Genomic DNA, 14,247 nt, shown 5'->3' with positions numbered 1-14,247 from the left:
TGCCTTATGCTGTTTCCATTGCATTTAAGCATGAATCAATGGAACAAGGCGATTAAGGAGAATAATCATGATGTCTGAAGCGATTTCACCGGGAAAATCCTCTTTGTGGGACAACCCCCTGGGCACCGACGGCTTCGAGTTCGTGGAGTACGCCTCCAGCGAGCCGGAACAGCTGGCGCAACTGTTCGAGCGGCTGGGCTTTGTCGCCGTCGCCCGTCACCGCAGCAAGAACGTGACCCTCTACCGTCAGGGGGACATCAACTTCATCCTCAACGCCGAGCCCAACAGCCAGGCGGAGCAGTTCGCCCGCGTCCACGGTCCCTGCGCCAACGCCATGGCGTTCCGGGTGAAGGACGCGGCCCGGGCCATCAAGCAGCTGGCCGCCAACGGCGCCAGGGTGGTGGCCTCCGGCGCCGGTCCCATGGAGCTGCAGATCCCGGCCATCGAGGGCATCGGTGGCTCCCTCATCTACCTGGTGGACCGCTACGGCGAGCAGAGCATCTACGACGTGGACTTCCGCCCCATCCCGGGTGTGGATCAGCACCCCAAGGGGGTGGGCCTGACCTACATCGACCACCTCACCCACAACGTGGCCATGGGCAACATGAACCTCTGGGCCGGTTTCTACGAGAAGCACTTCAACTTCCGCGAGATCCGCTACTTCGACATCGAGGGCAAGCTCACCGGGCTCAAGTCCCGGGCCATGACCAGCCCCTGCGGCAAGATCCGCATCCCGATCAACGAGTCGTCCGACGAGAAGAGCCAGATCGAGGAATTCCTGCACCAGTACAAGGGCGAGGGCATCCAGCATATCGCCCTGGGCACCGACGACATCTACCGCACGGTGGAAACCCTGCGTGACGGTGGCATGAGCTTCATGACCACCCCCGACACCTACTACGAGAAGCTGGACGCCCGCCTGCCCGGTCATGGCGAGGACGTGGCCCGGCTGCGCAGGGACCATATCCTGATGGACGGCGCCCCCACCCAGGGCCAGGGACTCCTGCTGCAGATCTTCACCGACACCGTGATCGGCCCGATCTTCTTCGAAATTATCCAGCGCAAGGGCAATGAAGGCTTCGGCGAGGGCAATTTCCAGGCATTGTTTGAATCCATTGAGGAGGATCAGATCCGTCGCGGTGTGCTGAAGGCCGAATAATCTACATTTTTTTACCACAGCCATTTTTTCAATCGGGAAGATGGTGGCAAAATAGCAGGACATACTGTCAGCCAAACTTTACACCTTTAGCTGGGGTGGCTGGCGTTGTCCTAACAGCTAAAGGAGGAGAAGCTGTGTCTGTGGTGGCAACCAATGTTCAGGGTAAAGAGCGCGCCGGGGTGACCCCGGCGCTGTGGTCCAGCCGTTTTGCCTTTATCATGGCGGCGGTGGGCTCGGCGGTGGGGCTGGGCAATATCTGGAAATTCCCCTATATCACCGGTGAAAACGGTGGCGGTGCCTTCGTGCTGGTGTATCTGCTCTGCATCGCCATCATCGGCATCCCCATCATGATGGCGGAAGTCATGCTGGGCCGGCGCGGCGGCAAGAGCCCCATCGGCACCATGGGCGCGGTGGCGGCGGCCGAAGGGCGTAGCCGGAGCTGGGCCGGTATCGGCATCATGGCCACCCTGGCGGCCTTTTTGATCCTCTCCTTCTACAGCGTCATCGCCGGTTGGACCATGCCCTATATCGTGGAGGCGGCCAAGGGCGGCTTTGCCGGCATAGCGGCGGAGGACTCCGGCGCCCTGTTCGGCGGCCTGCTGGCCTCGCCGGGCCAGTTGCTGCTGTGGCACACGGTATTCATGGGGCTGACGGTGCTGGTGTCCGCCGGCGGCGTGCGTCATGGCCTGGAGCGGGCGGTCACCAAGCTGATGCCGGCGCTGTTCGTGCTGCTGCTGATCCTGGTGGGCTACGCCATGACCACCGGTCACTTCGGCGCGGCGGTATCCTTCCTGTTCAAGCCCGACTTCTCCAGCCTGACCGCCGAATCCATTCTGGTGGCCCTGGGCCATGCCTTCTTCACCCTGAGCCTGGCCAGCGGTGCCATGATGGCCTACGGCGCCTACCTCAACAAGGAGGTGTCCATCGCCCGCACCAGCTTCACCGTGGCCATTCTGGATACGGGGGTGGCGTTGCTGGCGGGACTGGCCATCTTCCCGGTGGTGTTCGCCCACGGCCTGCAGCCGGGCGAGGGCCCGGGGCTTATCTTCGTGACCCTGCCGGTGGCCTTCGGCCAGATGCCGGGCGGCGGCTTCTTCGCCACCCTGTTCTTCGTGCTGCTGCTGTTCGCGGCCTGGACCTCCTCCATCTCCATGCTGGAATCCCTGGTGCGCTTCCTGGAAGAGAAGGGCATAGGGCGGGTCAAGGCGGCGGTGGGCGGCGGCCTGGCGGCCTGGCTGGTGGGCATCACCACCGTGCTGTCGCTGAACCTGTGGGCCGACTTCGCCCCCCTGGCCATGTTCGAACGCTTCGAGGGCAAGACCCTGTTCGATCTCTACGACTACCTCACCGCCAACATCATGATGCCGCTCGGCGCCCTGCTGACCGCCATCTTCGTGGGCTGGGTGATGAAACCGGAACATTCCCGGGACGAGCTGGGCGGCCAGTGGCATGCCCTCTGGCATGGGGTGGTGCGCTACGTCACCCCCATCGGCGTGCTGGTGATCTTCTACTTCAACCTGTTCTGACCTTGCGGGCTTCGACCGAAGCCATGAGATAGCGGGCGGGTACCGTTAAGCAGAGCCTCTTTCCTTACGGCGAGGCTGCGTACGGTGCCCGGCCGGTATGCACATTACTTGACTTCTCCCTGATGCTGATTGATGGCCTTTGCCGGTCAGGGATCCCTATTGCCTGTAAAACGGAGTAATCAACGGATGAAAGCACTGCTTACCCAATTCGAGCGGAAAAACCCGGAAATCGTGTTCGAGTGGCACGACAGCGAGACCGAGGCCAAGGGCTGGGTGGTGATCAACTCCCTGCGCGGCGGGGCGGCCGGCGGCGGCACCCGCATGCGCAAGGGACTGGATCGCCACGAGGTGGAATCCCTGGCCAAGACCATGGAGGTGAAGTTCGCGGTGTCGGGCCCGGCCATCGGCGGCGCCAAGTCGGGCATCGACTTCGATCCGGCCGACCCGCGCCGGGACGGGGTGCTGGCGCGCTGGTTCCGGGCGGTGGCGCCGTTGTTGAAAAGCTATTACGGCACCGGCGGCGATCTCAACGTGTGCGAGGTGAAGGACGTGGTGCCCCTGACCGAGCGCCACGGCATCTGGCATCCCCAGGAGGGGGTGGTCAACGGCCATTTCACCCCCTCGGTGAGCGAGCAAATCCAGAAGCTGGGCCAGCTGCGCCTGGGCGTGGCCAAGGTGGTGGAGGACGGCCGCTACAGCCCGGAGCCGCAGCGCAAGTACAAGGTGGCGGACCTCATCACCGGCTGGGGCCTGGCCGAGTCGGTGCGCCACTACTACGGCCTCTACGGCGGGCAACTCGCCGGCAAGCGGGTCATGGTACAGGGCTTCGGCAACGTGGGGGCGGCGGCGGCCTACTACCTGGCCCAGGAAGGGGCCCGCATCGTCGGCATCATGGATGCCGGCGGTGGCGTGGTGGCGCCCGAGGGGCTGTCCTTCGAGCAGGTGACGGCGCTTTACCTGGGCCGCCAGGACAACCGGCTGGCGGGCCCCGGGGTGGTCGGTTTCGAGCAGGCCCAGGCCGCCTTCTGGCAGCTCGGGGCCGAGGTGTTCCTGCCCTGCGCCGCCTCCCGCCTGGTCAGTGCCGAGCACCTGGCGGCCCTGGCGGACAACGGCGTGGAGCTCATCGCCTGCGGCGCCAACGTGCCCTTCAGGGATCAGGAGATCTTCTACGGCCCCGTCTACCAGCAGGCGGACGAGCGGCTCAGTGTGATCCCGGATTTCATCGGCAACTGCGGCATGGCCCGGGCCTTCGCCTTCCTGATGGAGACCGAGCAGGAGATCTCCGACGAGGCCATCTTCCGGGACGTGTCCGAGCGCATCCGCCATGCCCTGCAGCGGGTGCACAACCACCGCAGCCGCACCACCGGCATCGCCGCCAGCGCCCTGGAGCTGACCCTGAAGGAGCTGATGGGGGAGTAGTCATTCAGGCTGCTGAGCAAGCTTTTTCTTTCTCTGTTGTCACTCCCGCGAAGGCGGGAGTCCAGTGCAATATGTCATGGATCTCCGCCTTCGCGGAGATGACGATAGTTAAACTGCATCGATAAAGAGGAACATCCGGCGAAAAACAGAGGGTATACTTTGTCAACAAGCTTCCCGCTTCCCGCTTCCCGCTTCCAGCTTCCAGCTTACAACCCGTACCGCTCGATCTTTTTCAGCAGGCCCTGGCGCGACAGCCCCAGGGCCTGGGCGGCATGGGTGCGGTTGTTGTCGTGGCGGGCCAGGGCCTCGGTGATCAGCGCTATCTCCAGGGCCCGCACCTGGGCCTCCAGGCTGTCGCCGGCGGCGGCCGGGGCCGGGCCGGGTTTGGCGTCCGGGTAGAGCAGGGCGATGTCCTCCAGGCGGATGACGCCGCCCCGGGCGATGGCGGCCACGCTGTCCAGCGCGCTTTTCAGCTCGCGCACATTGCCCGGCCAACTGCGGTGGATAAACCAGTTGAAGGCCTCGGTGTCCGGCCGCAGCGGCGGCTGGCCCCGGGCCTGCAGTTCGAGGAAGTGGCCGACCAGCAGCGGGATGTCCTCCGGGCGCTCGTCCAGGGGCCGGGTCTCTATGGTCACCCCCTTGATGCGGTAGTAGAGATCCTCGCGGAACTCGCCCCGGCTCACCTTGTCCGGCAGGCTCGCATTGGTGGCGGAGACCACCCGCACGTCGATGGTTTCCAGGCTGCGCCCGCCCACCGGGTAGAAACTGCCTTCCTGCAGCACCCGCAGCAGCTTGACCTGCATCGCCAGCGGCATTTCGCCGATTTCGTCGAGGAAGAGGGTGCCGCCGTCGGCCAGCTTGAGCAGGCCGTCCCGGGCCTTGTCGGCGCCGGTGAAGGCGCCCCTGGTGTGGCCGAACAGCTCGCTTTCGAGCAGCTCGGCGGGAATGGCGCCGCAGTGCACCGAAATGAAGGGCCCCTGGGCGCGCTGGCTGAGATCGTGGATGGCGCGGGAGATCACCTCCTTGCCGGTGCCCGAGGGGCCGGTCACCAGCACCCGCACATCGGTGGGAGCGATGCGTTGCACCAGGGCGCGGATATTCTCCATGGAAGGGGAGGCGCCGATCAGGCTGGCGAGCGGCGGTTTGCGGCTCTGCCTCAGGCTGTTCAGCTCGCGCACCAGTTGATGCTTGGTGAGGGCCCGGCGCACCACCACCGCCAGCATGTCCGGATCGATGGGCTTGGCCAGAAAGTCCCAGGCGCCCTGACTCAGGGCTTCCAGTGCCAGCTCCCGTTCGCCGTGGCCGGTGAGGATGATCACCGGCCGGTCGATAAACTGGGGCAGGGCCGCCAGGGTATGGCGGGGATCGAAACGGGGCGGCAGCGACAGATCGAGCAGGATGAGATCGGCGTCGAACTGCTGCAGTTTACCGCGTAGTTCGTTGAGATCGGCGCCGGTTTCCAACTGGTAACCCTCGGCCTCCAGCCACTGGGCGCAGAGGGTGCGGAAGGCGGGTTCGTCGTCGACCAGCAGGATGCGCGGGGTCATGAGCGCTTCTCCTCGGGAAAATACAGTTCGAAGGTCACCGGCCAGCCCAGATCCTGGCGGTGGCGGATCTGGCCGCCGTGGGCGTCCATGATGCGCTGGACGATGGCCAGCCCCAGGCCGCTGCCGCCGCTGCGCTTGCCGACGAAGGGGCGGAACAGCCGCTCGCCGAGCTCGGGATCGATCAGGGGACCGTTATTGTGCACCCGTACCAGGCCGGGCCCGTCCCCCGCCTCGACGAGGATGTGCCCGCCGGGCCGGTTACGCACGAAGGCCAGGGCGTTGTCCACCAGGTTGACCACCACCTGCTGCAAGCGGTAAGGGTCGGCCCACAGCCGGTAGTCGGCGGGAAGCCGGTGCTCGAAGGTGGTGCCCTGCCAGTCGAACTGGGGCCTGAGGCTGTCGAGCAGGGCGGCGAGGGGAATGGCCTGGCACTGCACCTGGATTCGGCCGGAATAGGCCAGCATGTCCGAGATCAGCCGATCGGCGCGTTTCAGCTGGGCCTGGATCATCTCCTTGCGGCTGGCGTCCAGGCCGGCGGTGGCCATGGAAATGATGTTGAGCGGGTTGCGCAGCTCATGGGCCATGGCCGCCGACAGGCCGCCCAGCTCCACCAGGTGTTGCTCCGACAGCCGCCGGCGCTCGGCTTCCGCCAGCTGCAGGGAGCGCTCCAGCAGGCCGCAGCGGGTGGCCAGCAGGGAGGCGAACACCTCCGCCGCCAGGCGCAGGCCCGGGGTCACGTCCTCGAAGCCCTGCAGCCGCGCCTGCCAGCCCTGGGGCTGGTGCCGGCAGTGGATACAGGGATCGGCGGGCAAGGCGTCGGCCTGCTCGCCTTCCGGCGCAAGATGAATGACCACCGGCTGGCCCATCTGGCGCGAAATCAGCCCCGCCGCCGCCGTGGTGAGTCCGTGCCAGCTGCTGGCTTCGCCCAGGCGACGTTGCCAGGTGGCGAGCAACTGCTCGTCGAGCCGGCTGCCCGGGTAGATCAGCCGCTCCACCAGTTTGCTCACCGGCTGGTACAGGGCCAGGGCCAGCATCAGCAGCAGCATGGAATAGAGCCACAGTTGCCACTTGGGCACGTTGGCCAGGGCCTGCATGCCGAACTGGCCGGCCATGGCGCTGAGCAGGGCGATCAGCCCCATCACCAGCGCCGTCATCAGGGTCCACAGCAGGGCCCGGTTGGCCCAGGCATTGACTTCCAGCATCTGGTAGCGCACCACGCCGTAGACCAGCAGCACCACGTAGCTGGGCAGCAGCAGCATGGGCCAGGGATACCAGTAGAGGCCGAGGGAGGGAAAGATAAAGCTGGTGGCCAGCAGTAGGCCCCAGGCGCCGGCGGCGAACATGGCGGCGATGGAGCGGCGGCGGTTGCCGCTGTGGATGCGCAGTCCCCACAGCAACAGGGCATGGGCCAGCACCCCGATGACGATGGTGTAGGCGATGTTGAACCAGCCGATGTCCAGGAACACGAAGTAGTGGGCGAAGGGGCCGAAGGCGATGACGCCGCCGCCTTCCAGCCAGAGGCTGGCCAGCATCACCGCCAGGGCGGCCAGGTAGAGCAGGCTCCGGCCGCGGGCCAGGCGATCGAGCCAGGGGCGGCGGCCCGCGCCCTGGTTGACGAAGCCGACGGCGAAGTCGAGGAAGAAGGTGGGCATCAGCGGGTTGGCCAGGATCAGGGCGATGCCGAGCCGCTCCCAGCCGTGGAACACCGCCACGTGGCCGGCGCACCAGAGCGCCATCATCACGCCGAAGCCCGCCAGCGCCTTCATGCTGCGCCGGCGGCGGGCGCGCCAGTACAGCCAGGCGGACACCAGCAGGGCACAGCCGCTGGTGAGGATCATCATCACTTCGAAGGCGACATCCGGCGACATCGGCGGGCTCCCGGGTGTAAAAAAGGTTTACAGTTTACCGGCGAAAGACTGTAAACCTTGTTGTCGGTTTGGGCAAGTTTTTGCCGGTTTTTTGATCCAGCACAAGGCAGCTCAAGGTGTTGGGCGTGCTGGCACGGTTTCTGCTTTATGGGAATATCAACCCAGCGAGTGAGCAACAATAATGAACATGACCGCCTTACTGATTGAATTCTCCGCTATTTTTATTGTCCTGCTGTTAGCGACCCTGCCGGCCGCCATCAACCGCTATCGCCGTTAAGGAGGACTCATGGAGCTCGATGCCGCCCTGCTGTCGCGGATTCAGTTCGCGTTTACCGTCAGTTTCCACATCATCTTCCCGGCCATCACCATCGGCCTGGCCACCGCCATCGCCATCTGGGAAGGACTCTGGCTGAAGACCCGCAACCCGTTGTATTTCCAGCTGGCCAAGTTCTGGATCAAGCCCTTCGCCATCACCTTCGGCATGGGGGTGGTCAGCGGCATAGTGCTGTCCTACGAGTTCGGCACCAACTTCTCCCGCTTCTCGGAGCTCACCGGCCCGGTGCTGGGTCCGCTGATGGCCTACGAGGTACTGACCGCCTTCTTCCTGGAGGCGGGTTTTCTCGGGGTCATGCTGTTCGGCTGGCAGCGGGTGAGCGAGAAGCTGCACTTTTTCGCCACCTGCGTGGTGGCGGTGGGCACCTGGATTTCCGCCTTCTGGATCATCGTGGCCAACTCCTGGATGCAGACCCCAAGCGGCTACGAGATAGTGGACGGCCGCTTCGAGGTGGCCAGCTGGCTGGAGGTGGTGTTCAACCCCTCCATGCCCTACCGGCTGGTGCACATGCTGCTGGCGGCCATGCTCAGCGCCACCTTCGTGATCGGCGGCGTCAGCGCCTGGTACCTGCGCAACAACCGGGAGCCGGCCTTCGCCCGCAAGGGCCTGTCGATGGCGTTGTGGGCGGCACTGATCCTGGCGCCGGTGCAGGCGCTGGTGGGCGATTTCCACGGCCTCAATGTCAAGGAGCACCAGCCCGTCAAGCTGGCGGCGATGGAGGGCATCTGGCCCGAGCGGGAGGCCGGCGCACCGCTGCTGCTGTTCGCGGTACCGGACATGGAAAACGAGACCAACCGCTTCGAAATCGCCATTCCCAAGCTGGCGTCACTGATCCTCACCCACGAGTGGGACGGCGAGCTGCAGGGGCTCAAGTCGGTGCCCGCCGATGAACGACCCAACGTGCCACTGGTGTTCTATTCGTTCCGGCTGATGGTGGGCCTGGGCGTGCTGATGATAGGTATAGCCCTGTGGGGCCTCTGGCTGCGCCGGGGCGGACGGCTCTATCAACACCGGCCCTTCCTCGCCCTGATGAACCTGATGATCCCCTCGGGGGTGCTGGCCACCCTGGCCGGCTGGTACGTGGTGGAGATCGGCCGCCAGCCCTGGCTGGTGCAGGGGCTGGTACGCACCATGGAGGTGGTGTCGCCGCTGCCGGCGGAGCGGGTGCTGTTCTCGCTCACCCTGTTCGTGGCGACCTACGGCCTGCTGTTCTGCGTTTATCTGTATTTCATGGCCAAGCTGGTGCGCAAGGGGCCGCCGGACATGGCGCACCTGGAGCAGCACCTGATCGGCATCGACGCCCCCGGCTACGCCCTGGCCTGGGTGAAGCAACTGAAACACGACAAGGCGGAGGCATAAGATGGATCTGGCATTGTTCTACTACCTGCTGCTGGGCTTTGCGGTACTGATGTACGTGGTGCTCGACGGCTTCGATCTCGGCCTCGGCATCCTCTATCCCTGGTTTCGGAGCGTGGCGGAGCGGGATCACATGATGCGCTCCATCTCCCACGTGTGGGACGGCAACGAAACCTGGCTGGTGTTCGGCGGCGTGGTGCTGTTCGCCGCCTTTCCCGCCGCCTACGCGGGCATACTGGCGACCCTGTACACGCCCATCATCATCATGCTGATCGGGCTCATCTTCCGCGGCGTGGCCTTCGAGTACCGGTTCAAGTCGCACCGCTCCAAGCCCTGGTGGGATCTGTCCTTCTTCCTCGGCTCCACCGTCGCCACCTTCTGCCAGGGCGCCATCCTCGGCGCCGTGGTGCAGGGGGTGGAGGCCGGCCCCGGCGAACTGGGCGCGCTGGAGTGGCTGTCGCCGTTCAGCATCTTCACCGGCTTCGCGCTGATGGTGGCCTATGCCCTGCTGGCCTGCTGCTACCTGGTGATGAAGAGCCGGGATGACATCATGGCCCGCGCCGCCCACCTCGGCCGCCAACTGGTGCTGGCGATCATGGCGATACTGGTGGTGGTGAGCCTGTGGACGGTGCTGGCCAATACCGAGGTGCGCACACGCTGGTTCGACGGCCTCAACTTCCTGTTGCTGCTGCCCCTGCCGTTGCTGAGCGCCCTGTTCGGCTGGCTGCTGTACCGGGATCTGGACGGCCAGCCCCACGAGACCCGGCCCTTCTGGCTGGCGGTGGGGCTGTTCCTCCTGGGCTTTATCGGCCTGGTGGTGGGGCTCTTCCCCTATCTTATCCCGCACCAGCTGACCCTGTGGGACGCCCGGGCGCCGGATTCCAGCCTGCTGTTCCTGCTGCCGGGCATCTTTATCTTCCTGCCGCTGATCTGCGCCTACACCCTCTGGGGCTACCGCATCTTCTCCGGCAAGGTCGAGGATTTCGAGGAGGGTTACTGATGGGCGGCAAGAGCGGCTGGCTGTGGTTCGCCGGCCTTTACCTGGGCGGGGTGCTCACCCTGACCCTGCTCGGCCTGGTGATCAAGCTGGCGCTGGGGATCTGAATGACAAGGCTTCTGCGGAAGCCTTGTTCTTTTTTATCGGCGTCGGCGGTTTCCGTACCGGCGTTAAAGTCCCGGGCCGGGCTGCCGACAACCCCTTGTCGAGGCCCGCCCATCCGCCGGCGGCCGAGGACGATAACGAGCCCCCACAGCCAACGGACAACCATGATCGAGCAGCCCCTTCCCGATGTTTCCGCCCTCTTCCCCCAGCATGATTCCTGCCTTCGGGCCTCGGCGGGTTTCACCTCCCTCGCCGAGCTGGCGGCCCAGCTGCTGGACGTGTCGCAGGTGGTGATCTGTCCGCCGGTGGGGGAGCCTCCCTGGGGATGGAGCGGCGCCCCGCCGTGCGCCGAGGCCCTGTCACTCTGTGCGTTGCTCGCGGCCGAAGGGCGGTGGCTGGCGCTGGCGGATGCCCGCGAGGAGGCTTGCCTGGCCGGCCACCCCCTGGTTTGCGGCGAGCCGGGGATCCGCTTCGTGGCCGCCGTGCCCCTGAGCCTTGAGCCGGGGCGGTTCCTCGGCAGCCTCTGCGTGTTCGACTCGGCGTCCAGAAGGCTGGATGAGGCCGGTCGTCGCCGGCTCCAGTTGCTCGGCCAGCAGGCGGAGCAACTGCTGCTGCTGGCCGAGCAGCGCCGGCTCAGCGATGATCGGCTGGCCCGCTACCAGGCCATCACCCAGGGAGCCGCCGCCGGCATAGTGCGCATCGATGGCCGCGGCCTCATCCAGGAGATCAACGACTATGCCCTGGCCCTGCTCGGTTACCGGCGGGACGAATTGCTGGGCCGCAATGTCAGCTGCATGATGCCGGCCCGCTGGGCCCGCCACCACGACGGTTATATCCGCGACTATCTCCGCGGCGGCGATGCCAGGGTGATCGGCACGGGGCGCAAGGTGGCGGCCCGGCACAAGGCCGGGCACCAGGTGCCGGTGCACCTGGCGGTGAGCGAAGTGGCGGACACCGGAGGGGCGGGGCGGCGGGAGTTTATCGGCATTCTTACCGATCTGACCGAGATCCATCAGGCGGAGCAGCGCGAGCGCCAGGCCCGGGCCCAGGCCGAACGGGCCAGCCGGGCCAAGACCGAGTTTCTTTCTTCCATGAGCCATGAACTGCGCACCCCGCTCAACGCCATCATGGGCTTTGCCCAGCTGCTGCAGAGCAATACGCGCATGCCGCTCGGCGAGCGGCAGCGGCGGCAGGTAGAGCAGATCTACAAGAGCGGCGGCCATCTGCTCACGCTGATCGACGAAGTACTGGATCTGGCCAGCATAGAGACGGGGCGGCTGCGGATGTCGCTCGAGGCCGTCCATCCCGGCGAGGCGGTGCACGAGGCCTGCGCCATACTGGCGCCGCTGGCCCAGCAGCAGGGCATCAGCAGCCTCGACGTGGCGCCGGAGCTGGACTCGGCCGGGCCGGTGCGGGCCGATTACACCCGGCTCAAGCAGGTGCTGATCAACCTGGTCTCCAACGCCATCAAGTACAACCGGCCGCGCGGGCGGGTGTGGGTCGGATGCCGCCCCGAGCCGGATGCCCTGTGCATCCTGGTGCGCGACTCCGGCTTCGGCATAGCGCCGCACCATCTGGATCAGCTGTTCCAGCCTTTTAACCGGCTGGGTGCCGAGCAGGGGGCCATCGAGGGTACCGGTGTGGGCCTGGCGCTGACCAAGAGCATAGTGGAACAGATGGGAGGAAACATCGGCCTCGACAACAGCCCGGGCGACGGTTGTGAGTTCTGGTTCCGCCTGCCCTGGGCGACGCCGCCGACGGGCCCGGCCACCGCCGGGCGGATGCGCACCCTGCTCTATGTGGCGGCGTCTCCGGCGGGGCAGCAGCGGATGCAGGAGCAGCTGGGGGAGCTGGACGGCACGCAGCTGCTGTGCCTGCCCTCGGCCGAACTGGCCTTCGAGCTGGCCTGCTCCTCGCCTCCGGATCTGATCCTGATGGATCTCGGGCTGCCCGGCATGGGCAGCCTGGCGGCGGCCCGCCTGTTCGGCCGGCATCCGCTCACCAGCGCCATTCCGCTGGTGGCCCTGTCGGACGGGACCTCGCAGGAAGAGGCCGAGCAGGCCGTGAGGGCGGGGTTCAGCGACTGTCTGGTCCCGCCCCTCGAGGCCCGGCAGTGGCCGGTGCTGCTGGCGCGGCTGATGGAGTCGCAACGCTGATGCCGGAGACGAGCCCGACCTATCACGACGCCGACATCCTGGTGCTGGATGACAACCCGGTCAATGTGGAGCTGCTGGTCAGCCTGCTCGAGGACCATGGTTATCATCGGGTGCGTGGTGAAACCGACTCGCGCCGGCTGGAGACATTGCTCCATGCCCGCCTGCCCGATCTGCTGCTGCTCGATATCCGCATGCCCCACCTGGACGGCTACCGGGTGCTGGAGCTGCTGAAGGCGCGCTGGCCGGCCCAGGCGCCACCGGTGATAGTGCTGAGTGCCCAGAGCGATGCCGATACCCGGCTGCGGGCGTTGCACCTCGGGGCCCGGGACTTTCTTACCAAGCCCTTCGACCAGTTCGAGGTGCTGCAGCGCATCCACAACGTGCTGGAGGTTCACTTTCTGCTGCGCCAGCGCAGCAGCCGGGCCGCGCTGCTGGAAGAGCTGGTGGACCAGCGCACCGCCCAGCTGCATCGGCTGTCCCTGACCGATCCGGTCACCGAGCGGCCCAACCGCCGGGCGCTGCTGGAGCGGCTGCAGCAGCAGGTGGCACAGGCCGGGCAGGGCACTCTGTACTTTATCGCCCTGGAAGGGATGGACGATATCGCCCGGCTGCACGGCTACGGCGTGGCCGAAGCCCTGAGCCGGGCGGTGGGAGAGCGGCTGCAGCAGTATCTCGGCCGGAGCGGCGCCGTGTTCGGGGTCTGGAGCAGCAACGAGTGGCTGGTGCTGGAGTTCGGTGTCCCCGGCGGCTTTGCCGGCCGGGCCGCCGCCCTGGTGGAGCTGATCACCCGGGGCTTCGAGGTGGAGCAACTGCTGCTGCACCTGGGCGGACGGGTAGGGGTGAGCCATACCGGTTTCGAGTACGGCTCGGCGGAGCGCCTGGTCCGGCTGGCCTCGATGGCGCTGCCGGCGGAAAACAACGGCTGGCAGTGCTACCGGCCGGAACTGGAGCAGCAACTGCTGACCCTGAACCGTTACCGCCAGGCCCTGCGGGCCGCCGCCGACCACCGGGAGCTGTTCCTGGTGTACCAGCCCAAGGTGGAGCTGCGCGGCGGCCGGATCGTGGGAGCCGAAGCCCTGCTGCGCTGGATCAATCCCGAACTCGGCTTTATCTCGCCGGCGGATTTCATTCCCATCGCCGAGGCCAGCGGCGAGATACTGCGCCTGGGCGACTGGGTGATCGACGCCGCCATCCGCCAGCTCGAACGATGGCTGGCGCAGGAGCTGGTGGCGCCGGACTTCCGCTTGGCGGTGAACGTGGCCACCCTGCAGCTGATGCAGCCGGGCTTTGCCGATCGGCTGATCACCCGGTTACGGCAGAGCCGCCTGCCGCGCGGGGCGCTCGAGGTGGAGGTGACCGAGTCGGGACTGATGCGGAACGTGGAGCTGGCCCTGACCCAGTTGCGCCAGTTGGCCGCCCAGGGCATCAGCATCGCCATCGACGACTTCGGCACCGGTTATTCCTCCCTGGCCTACCTCAAGTCGATGCCGGTGTCGGTGTTGAAGATAGATCAGGCCTTCGTCAACCAGATGGACACCGACAGCCAGGACCGGCGCCTGGCGGAGACCGTGATCCACCTGGCCCGCAACCTGGGGTGCGCCACGGTGGCGGAAGGGGTGGAGCGGCCCGAGCATATCGAGTTGCTGCGGGAGATGGGGTGCATGATGGTACAGGGCTACTGGTATTCGCCGCCGCTGAAACCCGAAGCCTTTATCGCCTACTATCGCCAGCACCATGCCGGCGGTGCGGACTGAGCGAGCCCGGACCGGAGCCGGGCAAT

9 protein-coding genes are annotated in these 14,247 nt (G+C 66.2%); 7 read left to right on the top strand and 2 right to left on the bottom strand.

The features are described 5' to 3' along the window. The first annotated feature begins 67 nt into the window (after nucleotides 1-67). From hppD to ACT7DK_RS16185, 3 genes are all read left to right on the top strand, one after another. Nucleotides 68-1,159, top strand: coding sequence for a 4-hydroxyphenylpyruvate dioxygenase (gene hppD, locus ACT7DK_RS16195; protein WP_445400947.1), 1,092 nt, complete (start codon nucleotides 68-70; stop codon nucleotides 1,157-1,159). Nucleotides 1,160-1,377: 218 nt separating this feature from the next. After that, complete coding sequence (locus tag ACT7DK_RS16190; protein ID WP_445402382.1) at nucleotides 1,378-2,685, top strand: sodium-dependent transporter; 1,308 nt, start codon at nucleotides 1,378-1,380, stop codon at nucleotides 2,683-2,685. A gap of 186 nt (nucleotides 2,686-2,871) precedes the next feature. After that, a complete protein-coding gene (locus tag ACT7DK_RS16185; protein ID WP_445400945.1) occupies nucleotides 2,872-4,104 on the top strand; it encodes a Glu/Leu/Phe/Val dehydrogenase dimerization domain-containing protein in 1,233 nt (410 codons plus the stop codon). A gap of 206 nt (nucleotides 4,105-4,310) precedes the next feature. On the opposite strand, the gene ACT7DK_RS16180 is transcribed toward ACT7DK_RS16185, so the two are convergent. Continuing rightward, on the bottom strand, nucleotides 4,311-5,651 hold the full coding sequence (locus tag ACT7DK_RS16180; RefSeq protein WP_445400943.1) for a sigma-54-dependent transcriptional regulator: 1,341 nt from the start codon (nucleotides 5,649-5,651) through the stop codon (nucleotides 4,311-4,313). Beyond that, the gene (locus ACT7DK_RS16175; protein WP_445400941.1) at nucleotides 5,648-7,519 is read right to left on the bottom strand and encodes an ATP-binding protein; all 1,872 of its coding nucleotides are present in this window, start codon (nucleotides 7,517-7,519) and stop codon (nucleotides 5,648-5,650) included. The genes ACT7DK_RS16180 and ACT7DK_RS16175 overlap by 4 nt, the downstream gene beginning before the upstream one ends. A 286-nt stretch (nucleotides 7,520-7,805) precedes the next feature. Here ACT7DK_RS16175 and ACT7DK_RS16170 point away from each other — a divergent pair, with 286 nt between their 5' ends. The 4 genes from ACT7DK_RS16170 (at nucleotide 7,806) to ACT7DK_RS16155 (ending at nucleotide 14,221) form a co-directional block, all read left to right on the top strand. Then, nucleotides 7,806-9,212: a cytochrome ubiquinol oxidase subunit I gene (locus ACT7DK_RS16170; protein ID WP_445400939.1), complete on the top strand. Its 1,407-nt coding sequence runs from the start codon at nucleotides 7,806-7,808 to the stop codon at nucleotides 9,210-9,212. A gap of 1 nt (nucleotide 9,213) precedes the next feature. Further along, entirely contained in the window at nucleotides 9,214-10,209 is a 996-nt protein-coding gene (cydB, locus tag ACT7DK_RS16165) for a cytochrome d ubiquinol oxidase subunit II (protein WP_445400937.1), read from the top strand. A 266-nt stretch (nucleotides 10,210-10,475) separates the two neighbouring features. Beyond that, complete coding sequence (locus tag ACT7DK_RS16160; protein WP_445400935.1) at nucleotides 10,476-12,467, top strand: ATP-binding protein; 1,992 nt, start codon at nucleotides 10,476-10,478, stop codon at nucleotides 12,465-12,467. Further along, a complete protein-coding gene (locus tag ACT7DK_RS16155; RefSeq protein ID WP_445400933.1) occupies nucleotides 12,467-14,221 on the top strand; it encodes a putative bifunctional diguanylate cyclase/phosphodiesterase in 1,755 nt (584 codons plus the stop codon). Before ACT7DK_RS16160 ends, ACT7DK_RS16155 begins: the two co-directional genes overlap by 1 nt. Nucleotides 14,222-14,247: the final 26 nt, after the last annotated feature.

The sequence above is a fragment of the Zobellella sp. An-6 genome (assembly GCF_052487945.1).
Note: the sequence above shows the minus strand (reverse complement) of the source record. Positions and strands in the feature narration are given on the sequence as shown.